16 protein-coding genes and 1 pseudogene are annotated in these 19,546 nt (G+C 59.3%); 10 read left to right on the plus strand and 7 right to left on the minus strand.

The features are described from left to right. The first annotated feature begins 208 nt into the window (after nt 1-208). From tkt to fba, 6 genes are all read left to right on the plus strand, one after another. Nucleotides 209-2,206, plus strand: coding sequence for a transketolase (gene tkt / locus QMX93_RS10860; protein WP_282355594.1), 1,998 nt, complete (start codon nt 209-211; stop codon nt 2,204-2,206). 160 nt (nt 2,207-2,366) lie between these two features. After that, the gene (epd, locus tag QMX93_RS10865) at nt 2,367-3,419 is read left to right on the plus strand and encodes an erythrose-4-phosphate dehydrogenase (protein WP_053124623.1); all 1,053 of its coding nucleotides are present in this window, start codon (nt 2,367-2,369) and stop codon (nt 3,417-3,419) included. A 12-nt stretch (nt 3,420-3,431) separates the two neighbouring features. Further along, complete coding sequence (locus QMX93_RS10870; RefSeq protein ID WP_008081033.1) at nt 3,432-4,595, plus strand: phosphoglycerate kinase; 1,164 nt, start codon at nt 3,432-3,434, stop codon at nt 4,593-4,595. Between the two features lie 34 nt (nt 4,596-4,629). Continuing rightward, entirely contained in the window at nt 4,630-4,851 is a 222-nt protein-coding gene (locus QMX93_RS10875) for a hypothetical protein (protein WP_007913756.1), read from the plus strand. A gap of 57 nt (nt 4,852-4,908) precedes the next feature. Further along, complete coding sequence (locus QMX93_RS10880; protein ID WP_282355599.1) at nt 4,909-5,241, plus strand: MliC family protein; 333 nt, start codon at nt 4,909-4,911, stop codon at nt 5,239-5,241. A gap of 245 nt (nt 5,242-5,486) precedes the next feature. Then, nucleotides 5,487-6,551: a class II fructose-bisphosphate aldolase gene (gene fba, locus QMX93_RS10885; protein ID WP_007913760.1), complete on the plus strand. Its 1,065-nt coding sequence runs from the start codon at nt 5,487-5,489 to the stop codon at nt 6,549-6,551. A 258-nt stretch (nt 6,552-6,809) separates the two neighbouring features. Here fba and QMX93_RS10890 read toward each other — a convergent pair whose 3' ends face one another. Continuing rightward, complete coding sequence (locus QMX93_RS10890) at nt 6,810-7,478, minus strand: polysaccharide lyase family 7 protein (RefSeq protein ID WP_282355601.1); 669 nt, start codon at nt 7,476-7,478, stop codon at nt 6,810-6,812. A gap of 321 nt (nt 7,479-7,799) precedes the next feature. On the opposite strand from QMX93_RS10890, the gene QMX93_RS10895 reads away from it, so the two are divergent. The 3 genes from QMX93_RS10895 to QMX93_RS10905 are packed head-to-tail and all read left to right on the plus strand — an operon-like array spanning nt 7,800 to nt 10,805. Beyond that, on the plus strand, nt 7,800-9,923 hold the full coding sequence (locus tag QMX93_RS10895) for an EAL domain-containing protein (RefSeq protein ID WP_053124617.1): 2,124 nt from the start codon (nt 7,800-7,802) through the stop codon (nt 9,921-9,923). 46 nt (nt 9,924-9,969) lie between these two features. After that, complete coding sequence (locus tag QMX93_RS10900) at nt 9,970-10,458, plus strand: M48 family metallopeptidase (RefSeq protein ID WP_159811846.1); 489 nt, start codon at nt 9,970-9,972, stop codon at nt 10,456-10,458. A 50-nt stretch (nt 10,459-10,508) separates the two neighbouring features. Further along, nucleotides 10,509-10,805: a winged helix-turn-helix domain-containing protein gene (locus tag QMX93_RS10905; protein ID WP_016772794.1), complete on the plus strand. Its 297-nt coding sequence runs from the start codon at nt 10,509-10,511 to the stop codon at nt 10,803-10,805. Between the two features lie 290 nt (nt 10,806-11,095). Here the strand turns inward: QMX93_RS10905 and QMX93_RS10910 are convergent, their stop codons facing one another. After that, the gene (locus QMX93_RS10910) at nt 11,096-11,548 is read right to left on the minus strand and encodes a GNAT family N-acetyltransferase (RefSeq protein ID WP_212550125.1); all 453 of its coding nucleotides are present in this window, start codon (nt 11,546-11,548) and stop codon (nt 11,096-11,098) included. Nucleotides 11,549-11,803: 255 nt separating this feature from the next. Here QMX93_RS10910 and QMX93_RS10915 point away from each other — a divergent pair, with 255 nt between their 5' ends. After that, complete coding sequence (locus tag QMX93_RS10915; protein ID WP_053124610.1) at nt 11,804-12,541, plus strand: transporter substrate-binding domain-containing protein; 738 nt, start codon at nt 11,804-11,806, stop codon at nt 12,539-12,541. Nucleotides 12,542-12,653: 112 nt separating this feature from the next. Here the strand turns inward: QMX93_RS10915 and yccS are convergent, their stop codons facing one another. The 5 genes and pseudogenes from yccS to mdtD form a co-directional block, all read right to left on the minus strand. Then, nucleotides 12,654-14,846 carry a YccS family putative transporter gene (gene yccS, locus QMX93_RS10920; RefSeq protein WP_282355606.1) on the minus strand — a complete coding sequence of 731 codons (2,193 nt, stop codon included), beginning with the start codon at nt 14,844-14,846 and terminating at the stop codon, nt 12,654-12,656. A 221-nt stretch (nt 14,847-15,067) separates the two neighbouring features. Next, the gene (locus QMX93_RS10925) at nt 15,068-16,246 is read right to left on the minus strand and encodes an NAD(P)/FAD-dependent oxidoreductase (RefSeq protein ID WP_159814763.1); all 1,179 of its coding nucleotides are present in this window, start codon (nt 16,244-16,246) and stop codon (nt 15,068-15,070) included. Between the two features lie 26 nt (nt 16,247-16,272). Then, nucleotides 16,273-16,371, minus strand: a pseudogene (locus QMX93_RS10930) (metal ABC transporter ATP-binding protein); the annotation flags it as partial. Nucleotides 16,372-16,399: 28 nt separating this feature from the next. Continuing rightward, the gene (dbpA, locus tag QMX93_RS10935; protein WP_008085781.1) at nt 16,400-17,785 is read right to left on the minus strand and encodes an ATP-dependent RNA helicase DbpA; all 1,386 of its coding nucleotides are present in this window, start codon (nt 17,783-17,785) and stop codon (nt 16,400-16,402) included. 307 nt (nt 17,786-18,092) lie between these two features. Next, entirely contained in the window at nt 18,093-19,520 is a 1,428-nt protein-coding gene (gene mdtD, locus QMX93_RS10940; protein ID WP_053124604.1) for a multidrug transporter subunit MdtD, read from the minus strand. Between the last annotated feature and the right edge of the window lie 26 nt (nt 19,521-19,546).

Consider the following 19,546-nt stretch of genomic DNA (forward strand, 5'->3'; position numbering starts at 1 on the left):
GCGCTTTTTATTGCACTTCTAACCAAGCGGTTCACTCTACAAACGAACAGCGGAAAGGTTTCACCAGCCGAAACCGCCGTTAAGCATGGGAAAAACGCCTGCCGATGACTATCTATCATTGCCCCGAGGCGTCCCGGTGAGGGAAAATGCTCGCCTTTTTTCCGTTCCGATTATTCACCCTTAGTTTCAGAACCCCAGGAGATCAGCGATGCCTAGCCGTCGTGAGCGTGCCAACGCCATTCGTGCCCTCAGCATGGATGCCGTGCAAAAAGCCAACAGCGGCCATCCCGGTGCACCTATGGGTATGGCAGATATCGCCGAAGTGCTTTGGCGCGACTACCTCAAGCACAACCCGAGCAATCCATCGTTCGCCGACCGTGACCGCTTCGTGCTGTCCAACGGCCACGGCTCGATGTTGATCTACTCGCTGCTGCACCTGACCGGTTACGACCTGTCGATCGACGACCTCAAGCAGTTCCGTCAATTGCACAGCCGCACCCCGGGCCACCCGGAATTCGGTTACACGCCGGGCGTTGAAACCACCACTGGCCCGTTGGGTCAGGGTCTGGCCAACGCCGTCGGTTTCGCCCTGGCTGAAAAAGTCCTGGGCGCGCAGTTCAACCGTCCTGGCCACGACATCGTCGACCACCACACCTACGTGTTCCTGGGTGATGGCTGCATGATGGAAGGCATTTCCCACGAAGTCGCTTCCCTGGCCGGTACGTTGGGTCTGGGCAAGCTGATCGCTTTCTACGATGACAACGGCATCTCCATCGACGGCGAAGTCGAAGGCTGGTTCACCGATGACACCCCGAAGCGATTCGAAGCCTACAACTGGCAGGTGATCCGCAACGTTGACGGTCACGACCCGGAAGAGATCAAGACTGCCATCGAAACCGCTCGCAAGAGCCCGCTGCCGACCCTGATCTGCTGCAAGACCACCATCGGTTTCGGTTCGCCGAACAAGCAGGGCAAAGAAGACTGCCACGGGGCCCCATTGGGTGACGCGGAAATCGCTCTGACCCGCAAGGCGCTGAACTGGAACTACGGCCCGTTCGAAATCCCGGCCGACATCTATGCCGAGTGGGATGCCAAGGAGAAAGGTCGTGCGGCCGAAGCCGAGTGGGATCAACGTTTCGCTGCTTACTCCGCGGCGTTCCCGACCGAAGCCAACGAACTGATCCGTCGTCTGAGCGGTGAACTGCCGGCTGACTTCTCCGAAAAAGCCTCGGCCTACATCGCTGAAGTCGCGGCCAAAGGCGAAACCATCGCCAGCCGTAAAGCCAGCCAGAACACCTTGAACGCCTTCGGCCCGCTGCTGCCGGAACTGCTTGGCGGCTCCGCTGACCTCGCCGGTTCCAACCTGACCCTGTGGAAAGGTTGCAAAGGCGTCAGCGCTGAAGATGCCAGCGGCAACTACATGTACTACGGCGTGCGCGAATTCGGCATGACCGCAATCATGAACGGCGTGACCCTGCACGGCGGTCTGGTGCCTTACGGCGCGACCTTCCTGATGTTCATGGAATACGCCCGCAACGCCGTGCGCATGTCCGCGCTGATGAAGAAGCAAGTCATCCACGTCTACACCCACGACTCCATCGGTCTGGGCGAAGACGGCCCGACGCACCAGCCGATCGAGCAACTGACCAGCCTGCGTACCACACCGAACCTCGACACCTGGCGTCCAGCCGATGCCGTTGAATCGGCCGTGGCCTGGAAAAATGCGCTGGAGCGCAAGGACGGCCCTTCGGCGCTGATCTTCTCGCGTCAGAACCTGCAACACCAGGAACGCGATGCTGGCCAGATTGCCGCCATCAGCCGTGGCGGTTATGTACTGAAGGACTGCGCAGGCGAGCCTGAGCTGATCCTGATTTCGACCGGTTCGGAAGTGGGTCTGGCGGTTCAGGCTTACGACAAGCTGACCGAACAGGGCCGCAAAGTGCGCGTTGTTTCGATGCCGTGCACCAGCGTGTTCGACGCTCAGGACGCTGGCTACAAGCAGGACGTGCTGCCGTTGCAGGTTGGAGCACGGATCGCGATCGAAGCGGCGCACGCCGACTTCTGGTTCAAGTACGTGGGTCTGGAAGGTCGCGTGATCGGCATGACCACTTACGGCGAATCGGCTCCGGCTTCGGCACTGTTCGAAGAGTTCGGCTTCACCCTGGAAAACATCCTGGGTCAGGCTGAAGAACTGCTGGAAGACTAAGCAGTACGAATGCGGTGGCCCCAGCCACCGCATTCCCCTGTAGGAGCTGCCGGAGGCTGCGATCTTTTGATCTTGATCTAAAAAAAACAGGATCAAAAGATCGCAGCCTTCGGCAGCTCCTACAGGGGGTTGTGTTGTAGCGAATACTATCGAGAACCCCATGCCTCAACCGCGTCCTTACAAAGTTGCACTCAACGGCTACGGCCGGATTGGTCGTTGCGTCTTGCGTGCGTTGTTTGAGCGAGGCGAGAAAGCCGGGTTTGAAATTGTCGCGATCAACGATCTGGCGGACATGGCCAGCATCGAATACCTGACACGCTTCGACTCCACCCACGGCCGTTTTCCCGGTGAAGTGCGAGTAGAAGGCGATTGTCTCTATATTAATGGCGACTGCGTGAAGGTTCTGCGCAGTGCCACCCCCGAAGGTATTGATTGGGCGTCGCTTGGCGTCGATCTGGTGCTTGAGTGTTCCGGTGCCTACAACACTCGCGAAGACGGCCAGCGCTTTCTCGACGCCGGCGCGCCGCGCGTGCTGTTCTCGCAGCCGATGGCCAGCGAGGCGGATGTCGACGCCACCATCGTCTACGGCGTCAATCAGGATTGCCTGACCGGCGATGAACTGTTGGTGTCCAACGCCTCCTGCACCACCAACTGCGGCGTGCCGCTGTTGCGTCTGCTCGACAAGGCCATCGGCCTCGATTACGTGTCGATCACCACCATTCACTCGGCGATGAACGATCAGCCAGTGATCGACGCCTATCACCATGAAGACCTGCGCCGCACGCGCTCGGCTTTCCAGTCGGTGATCCCGGTGTCCACTGGTCTGGCGCGCGGGATCGAGCGTCTGCTGCCGGAACTTGCCGGGCGAATTCAAGCCAAAGCCGTACGCGTGCCGACGGTCAACGTGTCCTGCCTCGACATCACGATGCAGACCGCCACCGCGACCGACGCCAATGAGGTCAACCGGATCCTGCGCGAGGCCGCCACCAGTGGCCCGCTCAAAGGCCTGCTGGCGTATACCGAGTTGCCGCACGCCAGCTGTGATTTCAACCATGACCCACATTCGGCCATCGTCGATGCCAGTCAGACCCGTGTTTCCGGCCCCAAGCTGGTGAACATCCTGGCCTGGTTCGACAACGAATGGGGTTTTGCCAACCGAATGCTGGACGTTGCAGAACACTATCTGCAAACAGCCATTTCAAAAAAACCGTAGGAAGTGCGACCCATGACCGTGTTGAAGATGTCCGACCTCGATCTGCAAGGTAAGCGCGTATTGATCCGCGAAGACCTCAACGTCCCAGTCAAGGACGGTGTTGTCACCAGCGATGCGCGTATCCTGGCTTCGCTGCCGACCATCAAGCTGGCCCTGGAAAAAGGCGCGGCCGTGATGGTCTGCTCGCACCTTGGCCGTCCGACCGAAGGCGAGTTCTCTGCCGAGAACAGCCTCAAGCCTGTCGCTGACTACCTGAGCAAAGCGCTGGGCCGCGAAGTGCCGCTGGTGGCTGATTACCTCGGTGGCGTTGACGTCAAGGCTGGCGACATTGTGCTGTTCGAAAACGTGCGCTTCAACAAAGGCGAGAAAAAGAACGCTGACGAACTGGCCCAGCAATACGCCGCCCTGTGCGACGTGTTCGTGATGGACGCGTTCGGCACCGCTCACCGCGCCGAAGGTTCGACCCACGGCGTGGCCAAGTTCGCCAAAGTCGCCGCTGCTGGCCCGTTGCTGGCCGCTGAACTGGACGCACTGGGCAAAGCCCTGGGCGCACCGGCTCAGCCAATGGCGGCTATCGTTGCCGGCTCCAAGGTGTCGACCAAACTCGACGTGCTGAACAGCCTGAGCCAGATCTGCAACCAGTTGATCGTCGGCGGCGGCATCGCCAACACCTTCCTCGCGGCGGCCGGTCACCCGGTGGGCAAATCGCTGTACGAGCCGGATCTGCTCGACACCGCGCGTGCAATCGCCGCCAAAGTCAGCGTGCCATTGCCGGTTGACGTCGTGGTTGCCAAAGAATTCGCCGAAACCGCAGAAGCCACCGTCAAGCTGATCGCTGACGTCGCTGCTGACGACATGATTCTGGACATCGGCCCGCAAACCGCAGCCAACTTCGCCGAACTGCTGAAATCGTCGAAAACCATTCTGTGGAACGGCCCGGTCGGCGTGTTTGAATTCGACCAGTTTGGCAACGGCACCAAAGTGCTGGCTCAGGCCATCGCTGAAAGCTCGGCATTCTCGATTGCTGGCGGTGGCGACACCCTGGCCGCCATCGATAAATATGGCGTGGCTGAGCAAATCTCCTACATTTCCACCGGTGGTGGCGCGTTCCTCGAATTCGTCGAGGGCAAAGTGCTGCCAGCCGTTGAAGTCCTGGAAAGCCGGGCCAAGGCCTGAGGCCGCCCGTTTGGCCAGGCAAAGGAGTGTTTACATGGTCAAGTCGTTAGCACTGTTGTTGCTGACCGGTACGCTGGCGGCCTGCGGGAGTAACCCGAAGGCCGAAGCCACGCCGGCGCCGAGCGAGTCGCAGAAGGGCTGTTATCAGGCCGACTGGCAGGCCGAAACCAACCCGGTGCTGAACAAGCGCTCGGGCCCGGACGGTCTGGACAAATACGAGACGCAAACCCCGGCCAAGGAACATGGTTGTCCTTGACGGGTCTGACTCTTTAACTCAGGGCTGGCGGCGTGCGCCGTCAGTCGAGGAACACGGATGAAAGGCTTGATCGCCATTGCGGCGTTGGCATTGTTGGGCGGTTGCGCGCAGTTGAACCTGTTTCAGTCGTCTGCCCCGGCGGATAACTGGACGACCTGGATCTGCGACAGCCAGGCCAAAGTGCTGTGGCGCTACGCCGATGCCGACAAGAAGGAAGTCGACGTTCGACTGGGTGGCGGTGATCAGGTCTATCGCCTGAAAGAAGAGCCGGGCGCTTCGGGCACGCTGTACAGCGACGGCATGCTGGCGTTTCACGTCAAGGGAGAGGAAGGCCTGGTGTACTGGGTCGCCACCAATGACCTGATCGGCCGCGGCTGCAAAGCCGAGTAATTGCAACACCTGTAGGAGCAGAGCTTGCTCGCGAAAGCGCTGGTTCAGCTTGCATCAACAGTGAATGTGCCAGCGCATTCGCGAGCAAGCTTTGCTCCTACAAGGGTTCTGCGCAGTTCTGAAGAATTGGCTTTATCGAATCACCAGACCGGGCCTCAACCCCCGATCTGCAATCACTTGAATAGCCGCCGCCGCTCCGGCAGGCTGGCACGATTAACGACCCTCAACCGGGAGAGACACACACAATGGCACTTATCAGCATGCGCCAGATGTTGGACCACGCAGCCGAATTCGGCTACGGCGTTCCAGCCTTCAACGTCAACAACCTTGAGCAGATGCGCGCCATCATGGAAGCCGCTGACAAGACTGACTCCCCGGTGATCGTTCAGGCTTCGGCCGGCGCTCGCAAATACGCCGGTGCACCATTCCTGCGTCACCTGATCCTGGCCGCGATCGAAGAGTTCCCGCACATCCCGGTGTGCATGCACCAGGATCACGGCACCAGCCCTGACGTCTGCCAGCGTTCGATCCAACTGGGCTTCAGCTCGGTAATGATGGACGGCTCGCTGGGCGAAGACGGCAAGACCCCGACCGACTACGACTACAACGTCCGCGTTACCCAACAAACCGTGGCCATGGCTCACGCCTGCGGCGTTTCGGTAGAAGGCGAGCTGGGCTGCCTGGGTTCGCTGGAAACCGGCATGGCCGGTGAAGAAGACGGTATCGGCGCCGAAGGCGTTCTGGATCACAGCCAAATGCTGACCGACCCGGAAGAAGCCGCTGACTTCGTCAAACGCACCCAGGTCGATGCCTTGGCCATCGCCATCGGCACCAGCCACGGCGCCTACAAGTTCACCAAGCCACCTACTGGCGACGTGCTGGCGATCGACCGTATCAAGGAAATCCACAAACGCATCCCGAACACCCACCTGGTGATGCACGGTTCTTCTTCGGTTCCGCAAGAGTGGCTGGCGATCATCAACCAGTACGGCGGCGACATCAAAGAAACCTACGGCGTACCGGTTGAAGAAATCGTCGAAGGCATCAAGTACGGCGTGCGCAAGGTCAACATCGACACCGACCTGCGTCTGGCATCCACCGGCGCCATGCGTCGCCTGATGGCCACCAACCCGAGCGAATTCGACCCACGTAAATTCTTCGGCGCGACCGTGACCGCAATGCGTGATGTGTGTATCGCTCGTTATGAAGCGTTCGGTACTGCGGGCAATGCTTCGAAGATCAAACCGATCTCGCTGGAAGCGATGTATCAGCGTTATCTGAAAGGTGAGTTGAACGCTAAGGTTAACTAAGCGTTTGGTTTGACCTGTTGAAGAAACCCGCCGAGAGGCGGGTTTTTTTGTGGGTGGGTTGTACGCAGTCTGTGACGCATAGCTGAACCCCTGTAGGAGTGAGCCTGCTCGCGATGGCGGTGGGTCAGTCAGCACAGATGTTGGATGTTGGTCTGTCATCGCGAGCAGGCTCACTCCTACAGTTGGATCGGATGTGGGCTGTAGGAAATTGGGTGGCTGTCAGACAGTTGACAGGCCAACTCTCACAAGGGACGGGGGTTATTTATCGTGATCGATATCCAGTTTGGTGAAGGTCACCTGGCCGCCTTCGCTGGTGTAGCCGGTGTTGTCTTGCACGTAAACCCCGGCCTTGAAGTACAGCGGCTTATTCCGCCACGTTGCGCTGATCTGGGAATCCCATTGATAACCGGCCGCGCTCACGCCTAGCGCGCCGCCCGGGCTCAGGTGGATGAGGTAGTTGAACTCGTTATCCAGTTTGATCCCGGTGGCCAAGGTAATAACGCGGCTTTCTTTGTCATCCGGGTGCATGCGCACTTTGATCACGAGATTGCCGGTTTCAGTCTTGGTCTTGTACTGATATTCGAGTTTCACCATTGGCCGCTGGCTTTCATACGCATGAATCTGGCCGATCACGATTTTGCCCGAGCTCGGCACTTTGTTGACCGTAACCGTCGCGCGCAGCAGGTTGTCCGCATCCGAGTAGTACCAGTTTCGCAGCGTGCCATTGCTGTAGGTCTCGCGCAGTTCAGTGCGTGGATAGATGGCGTTTTCGGTTTTTGAGCCGGTCACCGGTGACCAGAAGAACAAGGTGCCGGTGTCGGAATGGAAGTACTGATCTTTGAAGCCATTCACCAGTTTTGAGGTTTCGACGGTGTACGGCGGACTGCCGACGGGAACGCTGAGGTTCCATGTTGCGAGATCGATCATGTCGGTTCTTCCACTCAGTTCATCCTGAACGCGGGTGCCAGAAGCTCTAGCCCGCGCCTTTTGGGGGCGGCCTTTATAAGCGTAGAGGCGTTTTTTGTTAACGCCCGTTTGGCAGATGATTGACGTCAACATCCTGTCGAAATGCCATCTTTCCCGGATTCCGGGGGCTGTAGCGGTGACCGTTAGTCGGTAAATGGCACGTTTGGTTAAATGATGGCCTGATGACAGCTATTGCTTTTACAGATCCCGGACTAGAGTGAACGCTCAGTATGTGTACGGTTTTTACCGGAACCGACCTGTAGTCCCGAGAAGAGAAGCAGCATGGAATGCGCGCAACCCCCGCCAGGTGAAGGCAACTCTGTCCTATTGATTGTTGATGATTACCCTGAAAACCTGATCAGCATGCGCGCGTTGCTGCAGCGTCAGGACTGGCAGGTCATCACCGCCGCCTCCGGTTTCGAGGCGCTCAGTCTGTTGCTTGAACACGACGTCGATCTGGTACTGCTCGATGTGCAGATGCCGGGCATGGACGGTTTCGAGGTCGCGCGGCTGATGCGCGGCAGTCAGCGTACGCGCCTTACGCCAATTATTTTCCTCACCGCCAACGAGCAATCTCAGGATGCCGTGATCAAGGGTTACGCCAGTGGTGCGGTGGATTACCTGTTCAAACCGTTCGACCCACAGATTCTCAAGCCCAAGGTGCAGGCATTGCTGGAACACCAGCGCAATCGCCGCGCCTTGCAGCGTTTGAGTCATGATCTGGAAGCGGCGCGAGCCTTTAATGCTTCGGTATTGGATAACGCTGCCGAAGGGATTTTGGTGGTGGGCGAGGACGGCGTGATCCGTTTTGCCAACCCGGCGATTTCCCGGCTGCTCAACGCGCCAGTAACGGAGCTGGAGGGTAAGGAGTTTCTCGACTACCTGCAGAAACCGCACATTCCCGTGTGGGCCGATTCCGAGTTTTATGCCGGCTACAAACGCGGGGAAACCCTAAGACTGCACGACGCTTTATTACGCACCGCGCCGGGTCAGCAGGTGCCGGTGGCACTTTCATGTGCTGCGCTGCCGTCTGAGCAGCACGCGATGGTGGTGACCGTGCTGGACATGTCGGTCGTGCGTCACCTTCATCAGCAACTGGAATTCCAAGCGGTTACCGATCCTTTGACCGGTTTGCTCAATCGCCGAGGTTTCTACCAGACCGTTGAAAACCTGCTGCTGCGTGGGGAACGCAGCGACAGCAGTTGGGTGCTGCTGTATCTGGATCTCGATGGCTTCAAACGGGTCAACGATTCGCTGGGTCACGATGCTGGCGACCGCGTGTTGCGCTGGGTCTCTGAACAGTTGAAGGCTTGCTTGCGACCGTTCGATATCCTCGCGCGCATGGGCGGCGATGAATTCACCGCACTGCTGGATCTGGAATTCCCTGAGCAAGCGGCAAAGATCGCCGAGAAACTCATCGAGCGCGTTTCCATCTGCCAGCAAATCGAAGGACTGGATATCGCCCTCGGCGCCAGTATCGGCATCGCGACGTTCCCGGACTGCGGCTCAAACCTCGACGGACTGCTACGCGCCTCCGACATTGCCATGTACGAAGCCAAACGCGCCGGTCGTCAGCAATATCGCTTCTATGATCACGAAATGAATGGCCGCGCCCGTTCGCGCTTGATGCTCGAAGAGAGCGTGCGCACCGCCATCGAGAACCGTGATTTCAATCTGGTTTATCAGCCGCAAGTGGCCATCGACACTGGCCAGATCCGTGGGTTTGAAGCACTGCTGCGCTGGCAGCACCCGAGCGTTGGCGATGTCCCGCCGGGGCTGTTTTTGCCGTTGCTGGAAGAGGCGCGGTTGATCAGTCGGCTCGGCAGCTGGATTTATCATCGCGGCGCTGGTCAACGCAAAGCCTGGGAAACCTTGTTCGCTGAAGATCTGGTGCTTGGTGTGAGTTTGAGCAACACCCAGTTCAGCATGCCGAACCTGGTCACTGAATTGCGTCAGGTCATGGAGCGCCATGCGCTGCAGCCTCGGCAACTGGAAGTTGAAGTCACCGAAGAAGCCTTGATGCAAAACCCTGACGAAACCCGCAAGCAACTGCGCTTGTTGCGCAATCTCGGTGTGCGGGTGGCGCTGGATGATTTCGGTTCTGGCCCGTGTTCGCTGGCGCATCTGCGTGATCTGGAGCTGGACACACTCAAACTTGATCGCCATCTCATCGCTCGATTACCCGACTCTGCACGCGACGCTTCGCTGGTGAGCACCGTGATCAACCTGTGCAAACAGTACGGTTTGCTGGTGATCGCCGAAGGGGTCGAAACCATCGAGCAATACCAATGGCTGCAGGCGCATGGCTGCGAGTACGTGCAAGGTTTCCTTGTCGCACGGCCATTGATCGCCGAAGACGCCGCCAGCTTCGCCGAGCCTTTCGACTGGAGCGCGCTGCCCGGTTGAATTCGCTACACTGGCGCACCTTTTTTTCGAACCGTGCCGCCCGTCCATGACCGTGTTGAAGTACCTCCAGGCCTATCCCGCGCAATTGCAGGATCAGGTGCGCCAACTGATCGCCGAAGGACGTTTGGGCGATTACCTGAGCCAGCGTTATCCGGGGCGGCACGATGTGCAGAGCGACAAGGCGTTGTACAGCTACGCGCTGGATCTCAAGCAGGAATACCTGCGCAACGCCCCGGCCATCGACAAGGTGCTGTTCGACAACCGCCTCGACCTGACCCACCGCGCCCTCGGTCTGCACACCACGGTGTCGCGGGTGCAGGGCGGCAAGCTCAAATCGAAGAAAGAAATTCGTATCGCCTCGTTGTTCAAGGACGCCGCGCCGGACTTTCTGAAAATGATCGTCGTGCACGAACTGGCGCACTTCAAAGAGTCGGATCACAACAAGGCGTTTTATAAATTGTGCGAGCACATGCTGCCGGGCTATCACCAGATCGAGTTTGATCTGCGTGTGTACCTGACGTGGCGGGATTTGTAGGAGCTGCCGCAGGCTGCGATCTTTTGATTTTCCAATTAATGGGCCCATGCATGGACGTCAGCAAGACCAAAAGCAGTTTCTATCGCCGCCTATACGTGGCGTACCTGATCGACAGCGGTCTGGCGCCGAGTGTGCCGACGCTGACCGAAGTGACCGGCATGCCCCGGCGCACGGCGCAGGACACGATCGCGGCGTTGGCGGATCTGGACATCATTTGTGAATTCGAGCAGGAAGAGGGCGCACGCAACCATGCCGGGCGTTATCGGATTCGCGAGTGGGGGGCGATTGATCGGGGGTGGATTGAGCGGAATTTGCGGCAGATCAAAGCTGTATTGGAATATCCATAAGAGCCCCTCACCCTAACCCTCTCCCGGAGGGAGAGGGGACTGATTGGGGGATATTAGAGAAGTACGCCGACGTGAACGAGTACTTCTGAATCCATAATCGATGCGGTTTTTCAGGTCGGCGTATAGCGCCAGATTGGGGGATATTGGAGAAGTACGCCGACGTGAACGAGTGCTTCTGAATCCATAATCGATGCGGTTTTTCAGGTCGGCGTATAGCGCCAGACAACGCGGTCAGTCCCCTCTCCCTCTGGGCGGTCCGACGTTTCGGGAGGGCTAGGGTGAGGGCTGATTCAGGAGCGACGCATTCCAATATGTGGAATGTCATCCTCCAGATATTCCTCACCCGCCGCCACAAACCCGTACTTGCCGTAATACCCCTGCAAATGCGCCTGCGCCGACAGATAGATCGGTATCGCTGGCCAGTTCTTCTCAGCCTGTTTCAACGCCTCTTCCAGCATCTCGTGGCCCAGGCCTTTACCGCGTCCCTCCGTTGAGGTCAGCACGCGGCCAATCACCACGTCACCGCCCTGGGATTCCGGATCCAGCAGGCGCAGGTAGGCGACCAGTTGATCATCGGCCCAACCCATCAAATGGCAGGTGTCGCCGGCCAGATCCTGACCATCGGGATCCAGGTAGGCACATTTCTGTTCAACCACGAACACTTCCGAGCGCAGTTTCAAAATCGCGTACAGCTGCTCCTTGCCCAGATCGCTGTGATGTTTGCAGATCCACTCGATATTCATTTGCCGACTCCTTGAACGTGTGTCCGGATACTAAGCGCCCACGCCTTTGATGTCTGCATGGCGTAAGAGTCTGTGACAAAGATCAAAATGCCATCATTCCTTTCTCGCGGTCGTCACGTCTTTGTGTAATCTGCTGGAGAGCGCTGTGCACTGGCTCCGTTGAGCTACTGTTAGTGCCTGGGTTTTGCCGGTAAGGGGCCTTGGGGTTTTGACTGAAAACAGGCCGGGCAGCCCGCCCGCTAAGGATTTTCAAGCATGCCGCGTGTGTATCGAGCCTTTGCGTTGATCGGACTGCTCCTGCTGGCTCAAACCGCTGCAGCGGACAAGCTGCGGCTGGTGTTTGATATCTGGCCGCCCTTTACCGACGACACGCTGGTCAATGGCGGTCTGGCCACCGACATCGTCAGCACCGCGCTGGCCCGCGCCGGATATGCCAGTGGCTACGAGCAAGTGCCGTGGGCACGGGCGCTGATGGGGGTGGGCGAAGGGCGTTATGACGTGTTGGTCAACGCTTGGTACAACGAAGACCGCACCAGACTCGGGCAGTTTTCCGGTGAATATCTGCTCAACCGCATCCGCTTTCTCAAGCGCAAAGACACACCGCTCGACTACTCCAATCTGCAACAACTGCACACCTATCCGATTGCGGTGGTGCGCGGTTATGCCTATTCAGCGCCGTTCGATGCCGACACGGCGTTGCAAAAAGTCCCTGTGCATAACTTCGCCATGGCCGTGCGCATGCTCGCGGCGGATCGGGTCAAGTTGACGCTGGAAGATGAGTACGTGGCGAAGTATTACCTGGCGCGGGAATCAGCCAAGGTGCGCAACTCCGTGGAATTTTTGCCCAAGCCGTTGAGTGAGAACAGCCTGCACATTTTGGTCAGCCTGAAGAATCCGCAGCATGCGCAGATTGTCGCCGGGTTTGATAAGGCGATTGCGGCGATGAAGGCGGATGGGAGTTATGAGCGGATGCTGCGCCAGCATGGGATGTGAGTTTCTGATCCCGGAGTTGTGTTGTTGCTGATGGCCGCTTCGCGAGCAAGCTCTGCTCCTACAAGGCCTACGCAATCCCGTAGGAGCAAAGCTTGCTCGCGAAGGCGTCCTGTCAGGCAGCACTAACCTCACTGGAGTCCTTGATCAGGTGCGCCGCCAAAGTGCGCAACGGCCCCAACTGCCGGCAAATCAGCGCCAATTGCGTCTGCACCAACCGCTGCCCTTCATCAATCTCATCGGCCATCTGCTCCAGCTCATTGGCCAGCGCTTCTTCTTCATCACTCTGAATCGCAATCGGCTGCTTGCTCGCCAGCCCCTGGGCAATTTCATCAATGCTCGCCGCCAGTTTCACTCCGGCCCCATCGATCAACTGCTCGCGCACTTCAGCCGGCAACTGTGTCTCGCGATGCGCGCCCAGGCCTGACAGATAACTCAGCAACGTGTGCGACAACACCAGAAAGCGGAAACCGACATCCGCTTCCTTCCTGAAATGCCCCGGCTCCATGAGCATGTTCGCCAGCGTCGTCGATAGCGCCGCATCGGCGTTGTGCGCATTGCGCCGGGCGAGACGATAAGCGAGGTCGTCGCTTTTGCCGGCGGCGTATTGCTGCATGATCTGGCGCAGATAGATGCTGTTGCAGGTCAGGGTGTTGGCCAGCACTTTGTTCAGGCGTCGACCCTGCCAGTCCGGCAGGAACAGGAACACCGCGAGCCCCGCAATCAAGCTGCCGAGCAAGGTATCGAACAGCCGTGGCAGGAACAGCCCGTAACCGTCGCCGACCTGATTGAAGCAGAACAACACCATGATGGTGATCGCGGCGGTCGCCAAGGTGTAGCGCGTGGTGCGGTTGGTGAAGAACACCACGCCGGCAGCGATGGCGAAACACGATTGCACCAACGGGTTCGGGAACAGATCGAACAGCGCCCACGCCACGGTCAGGCCGATGGCGGTGCCGAAAATCCGCTGACCGAGTTTGCGCCGCGTCGCGCCGTAGTTCGGCTGGCAGACGAACAGCGTGGTGAGAATGATCCAGTAGCCTTGCGACGGGTGAATCAAATGCACCATGCCGTAGCCGATACTCAGCGCCAATGGCAGGCGCAGGGCATGACGGAACAGCAGCGACGTCGGCGTCAGTTGTGTGCGCAGGCGAATCCAGACGTCTTTGAGGTTGCGCGGTGAGCGGTCGAGCAGGCTGCTGTCGGTCGCATCGGCCAGAGCGTCAGGGTTGCTCGCGTCGCTGAGCAAGCGGTCGAGGGTTCCGAGGTTGGCGGCCAGTGCGCGCAGCGAGCGCAGCAGCCCGCGCCAGGCCGGGTTGCTCTGGATGCGCAGGTGTTCGAGGGACGCGTCGAGGTCGCTGAGGGCTTCGGCGAAACTGGCGTCGTAGATGAACGGCTGACGCAACTGGATCGACTCGGCGAGAGCCCGGCAGGCTTTGCCTTGCTGGCGCAGCAGGCGTTGGCAGCGGAACAGCACGTCGCTGTGGAAAAACGCATCAGCGAGGGCGTTGTACGGATAGTGCGAAGAACTGGCGCGTTCGTGGATGTCCTGCGCGAGGAAGTACAGCTTCAAGTAGCGGCTGACTTTCGAGCCGGGGCGACCGTTACCGACGCGGTGCAGGATGATTTCCTTGGCACTGTTCAGCGCCGCCACCACACGACCGTTTTGCTGGGCCAGTTCCAGACGCCGCGCTTCGACGTCCATCTGCCTAATCGGCTCGAACAGCGAGGATTTCAGCTTCAGGTAAAAGCCCAGTTCGCGGAACAGTCGCGCCAGACTTTGCTGCACCGGTTGATTGGAAAACAGCGCCTGCCACAACACCGAGAGCAAGCCGTACCACGCAGCACCGGCGACCAGCAGCATCGGTTCGTGCCAAAAATCGGTGACCGCGCCGCCGCGCTGATCCACGCCGATCATCGTGTACACGGAGAGGATTAATGTCGCCGAAGCAATCGCCCCATAACGCTCGCCGAGCGCACCGAGCATGGTCAGGCCGAAACTCGCCAGCGCCAGGGCAATGGCAAACACGATGGGGTAGGGGAAGAGCAATTCCACCGACAGCGCGGCGATGCTGAAACACACCAGCGTCACGGCGAGGGCGTTGAGGCGGCCCTGCCAACTGTCGTCGGTTTCGGCCAGGGCGCTGGCGATGATGCCGAGGAACAACGGGATCAACAGGCCCATTTCATCCTGATACCAACACAGCGCCATGCTGCCGGTCAGGGCGATGAACACCCGCACGCTGTAGCTGAATTTATCCAGCGCCCACAGGCGCCGCAAAGACTGACGAAACGAGGTCGAGGACATGAAGTGCGAAGGCCTTCCGAGGCGATGCCGCTAAATTGAGCCAGTAATGACGCCGACGCAATGGCGGCGATCACATCTGACAGCAAAAAGTGTTCCTTGATCGCCCGCTACCCCTTGTAGGAGCTGAGCTTGCTCGCGAAGACGGCCTCACATTCAATAAAAGTGCTGACCGTCAGACCGCTTTCGCGAGCAAGCTCAGCTCCTACAAAAAGCGGTAGTCGTCAGGCGTATTGCGCGGCGGCGTAGCCGGAGGCCCAGGCCCACTGGAAGTTGAAGCCGCCCAAGTGGCCGGTGACGTCGAGCACTTCGCCAATGAAATACAGGCCAGGGCTTTTCAGCGATTCCATGGTTTTGGACGACACTTCGCGGGTATCAACGCCACCGAGTGTTACCTCGGCCGTGCGATAACCTTCAGTCCCCGCCGGCACGACTTTCCAGCTGCCCAGCTTCTCGGCGATTTCCGCCAGCTCTGCGTGGGTATACTGCTTCATCGGTTTGGAGACAAACCAGTTGTCCGCCAGCAGGTTGGCCATCTTCTTGGTGAAAATCTCACCGAGCAGAGTTTTCAATTCACTGTTCGGACGCTCGGCCACTTGCTGTTGCAGCCAGCTCGCCGCGTCGTGATCCGGCAGCAGGTTGATCTCCACTGTATCGCCCGATTCCCAGAACGACGAGATCTGCAAAATCGCCGGGCCGCTGAGGCCGCGGTGAGTGAACAGGATGTTCTCGCGAAAGCTCTGATCGTTGCAGCTGACCAAGCAATCCACCGACGTCCCGGACAGCTCGGTGCACAATTCCTTGAGCTGATCGGTGATGGTGAACGGTACCAGGCCGGCGCGGGTCGGCAGCAGTTCATGGCCGAATTGCTTGGCCACTTGATAACCAAAACCGGTGGCGCCCAGCGTCGGGATCGATAGCCCGCCGGTAGCGATCACCAGCGACTGGCACTGAACCTGGCCGAGGGTGGTGTCGAGCAGGTAACCGCTCTCGACTTTCTCGATGGTCTGGATCGACGTGTCGAGGTGCAGCTCGACGCCGGCCTGATCGCACTCGGTGAGGAGCATTTCGAGAATGTCGCTGGATTTGTTATCGCAGAACAGCTGGCCGAGTTTTTTCTCGTGATACGGCACGGCGTGCTTGCCGACCATGCCGATGAAATCCCACTGGGTGTAACGCGCCAGTGCGGATTTGCAGAAGTGCGCATTCTGCGAGAGGAAATTGCTCGGCTCGGTGTACATGTTGGTGAAATTGCAGCGGCCACCGCCCGACATCAGGATTTTCTTGCCGGCCTTGTTCGCGTGGTCGAGCAGCAATACCTGACGCCCACGCCCGGCGGCGGTCAGTGCACACATCAACCCAGCGGCGCCAGCGCCAATGATCACGACTTCGGTAGAGCGCAAAACGGTGTCCTCATGGTGGGTCGCTACAAAACAAACTGTGGGAGCGAGCCTGCTCGCGAAAGCGGTGTGTCATTCAACATTGATGTTGGCTGACAGATTGCCTTCGCGAGCAGGCTCGCTCCCACAGGGGATCTTCGTTAAAGGGAAGATCGGTTACAGGATACGTACGCGCAGCGAACGGCCTTTGATCTTGCCGTCGTTCAGGCGCTGCAACGCTTGCATGGCCACGGTGCGGTCTACAGCCACATAAGCCTGGAAATCGAAGATCGCGATCTTGCCAACCTGTGCACCGGGAATACCGGCATCACCCGTCAGTGCACCCAGAATGTCGCCCGGACGCACTTTGTCTTTACGGCCAGCACCGATGCACAGCGTGGTCATCGGCGGCTGCAGCGGGGCGAGGCCCTGGGACTTGAGGTTATCGACCTGATCCCAGTTCAACGGCGATTTCTGCAGTTGCTCGATGGCTTGCGCGCGATGCGCTTCGCCCGGTGCAACCAGGCTGATCGCGATACCTTTCTCGCCAGCGCGACCGGTACGGCCGACGCGGTGAATGTGGATTTCCGAATCGCGCGCCAGTTCGACGTTGATCACCATGTCCAGCGCATCGATGTCCAGACCACGGGCGGCGACGTCGGTGGCGACCAATACCGAAGTACTGCGGTTGGCGAACATCGCCAGCACCTGGTCGCGATCACGCTGTTCCAGATCGCCGTGCAGGCCGACGGCGGAAATGCCTTTGGCGGTCAGGTGATCAACAGTTTCTTGCACTTGCTGCTTGGTGAAGCAGAACGCCACGCACGACGCCGGGCGGAAGTGGTGCAGGACTTTGGTCACCACGCTCATGCGATCTTCCGGGGAAATCTCGTAGAAGCGCTGCTCGATCTGCGTGTCATCGTGGAACGCTTCGGCTTTCACCGTTTGCGGGTCACGCATGAATTTCGACGCCAGTTGCTTGATGCCCACCGGGTACGTCGCGGAGAACAGCAGGGTCTGACGACGCTCCGGGGTCTTGACGATGATGTCTTCGATGGCGTCGTAGAAGCCCATGTCGAGCATGCGATCGGCTTCGTCGAGGATCAGCGTGTTCAGGCCATCGAGCACCAGCGAACCTTTGCGCAGGTGCTGCTGAATGCGCCCCGGGGTGCCGACGATGATGTGCGCGCCGTGCTCCAGCGAAGCGATCTGCGGGCCAAACGACACGCCGCCGCACAGGGTCAGAACTTTGATGTTGTCTTCGGCACGGGCCAGACGACGGATTTCCTTGGCGACCTGGTCGGCCAGCTCACGCGTCGGGCAGATCACCAGTGCCTGGCAACCGAAGTAGCGCGGGTTGATCGGGTTCAGCAAACCGATGCCGAACGCGGCGGTTTTGCCGCTGCCGGTCTTGGCCTGAGCGATCAGATCCATCCCTTTGAGGATCACCGGCAAGCTCTGCGCCTGGATCGGCGTCATCTGGGCATAACCGAGGGATTCGAGGTTAGCCAGCATGGCGGCGGACAGCGGCAGAGTATTAAAAGCGGTGGCGATGGTGGTCACGGGACTGGCCTGCAAAACAAAATGTCGCGCAGTGTAGCAGCCCCGTGCCACTTTCCTCGAAAGTTCTGGACGAACAGTGACTAAAACCAGTGAAGGATTTACCTGTGGCGAGGGGATTTATCTGTGGCAAGGGGATTTATCTGTGGCGAGGGGATTTATCCCCGTTGGGGTGCGCAGCACCCCCCTATACCTGCCACCTCGGTACATCAGACCGATCGCATTCAACCCACTTGGGGCTGCTACGCAACCCATCGGGGATAAATCCCCTCGCCACAATTCCCCTCCCACAGAAGCCCTTCAGCACAAATCAGTGTTCAATGTGTTCTTCCGGCCGTTTCGCGCGGCGCCCGTCTTCTTTCGACAGCTGCGAGAAGATCGTCGCGGCCAACATCGCCATGATCCCGACCGTGACAAAGGTCAGCTGGAAGGCACCCAGCACAGTCTCCACACCATCATTACCGACCTCCGCCGTAAACCCGCCAAGCAACGCACCCGCGCACGCCACCCCAAGACTCAACGACAACTGCGCCACCACCGACAGCAAACTGTTGCCGCTACTGGCGCTCGCGTCATCCAGATCGATCAACGTCACCGTGTTCATCGCCGTAAATTGCAGCGAGTTGATCGCGCCAAGTACCGCCAGCAGACACAGCAGCAACCAGTACGGCGTCTGCTCGCTGACCAGGCCCATGCTCGCCAGCATGATCCCCAGCGCCAGCGTGTTGCCGGTGAGAACGATGCGATAACCAAGCCGCTCAATCAACGGTCGCGCCACCCACTTGGCGATCATCGCCGCAGCGGCCAGCGGCAGCATGCTCATCCCCGCTTGCGACGGTGAATAACCCAGTGCCACTTGCAGCAGCAACGGCACCAGAAACGGCAACGCGCCGCTGCCCAGACGCGCAAACAGGTTGCCAAGAATGCCGACGGCAAAGGTGCGGGTCTTGAACAGTGACGGCGCGAACAGCGGGTTTTCGATATGCCCGGCGCGCAACCAGTACGCCGCCAGACAGGCCATGCCGCCGAACAGCAGCAACATCACGCGCAGGTGCGGCAGATGCAATTCGCCAAGGCCTTCCATGGCGATGGTGATCAGGATCATCGCCGCGCCGAACAACAGGAAACCCAGTCCATCAAATCGCGTGCGCTCGCTGCCGCGCAGGTCGGGAATGAATTTCCACACCGCGTAGCAGCCGATCACGCCGACCGGCAGGTTGATCAGAAAGATCCAGTGCCACGTCAGGTATTCGACCATCCAGCCGCCCATGGTCGGGCCGATCAACGGGCCGAGCAGACCGGGGATGGTGATGAAGCCCATGATCCGCACCAGTTCGGATCGCGGATAAGCGCGCAACACCACCAGTCGCCCGACCGGCAACATCAGCGCGCCGCCCAGGCCTTGAATGACGCGAGCGCCGATCAGCATGCTCAGGCTGCTCGACAGCGCGCAAAGCAGCGAGCCGAAGCTGAACAGCAGAATCGCACCGAAGAAGATTTTCTTGGTGCCGAAGCGGTCGGCGATCCAGCCTGAGGCGGGGATCAGCAACGCCACGGTGAGCATGTAGGCGATGATCACGCCCTGCATGCGCAACGGATCCTCGGCGAGATCCCGGGCCATGGCGGGCAGGGCGGTGTTAAGAATAGTGCCGTCGAGAGACTGCATGAAAAACGCGATGGCGACGACCCACGGCAACCAGCGGGCGGTGATGGCGTCGAGAGGCGGGCGGTTGGGCATGGAACCTCTTGTTGTCTGTTTGATGA

The organism is Pseudomonas sp. PS01303, assembly GCF_029959385.1.
Taxonomy (GTDB): domain Bacteria; phylum Pseudomonadota; class Gammaproteobacteria; order Pseudomonadales; family Pseudomonadaceae; genus Aquipseudomonas; species Aquipseudomonas rustica.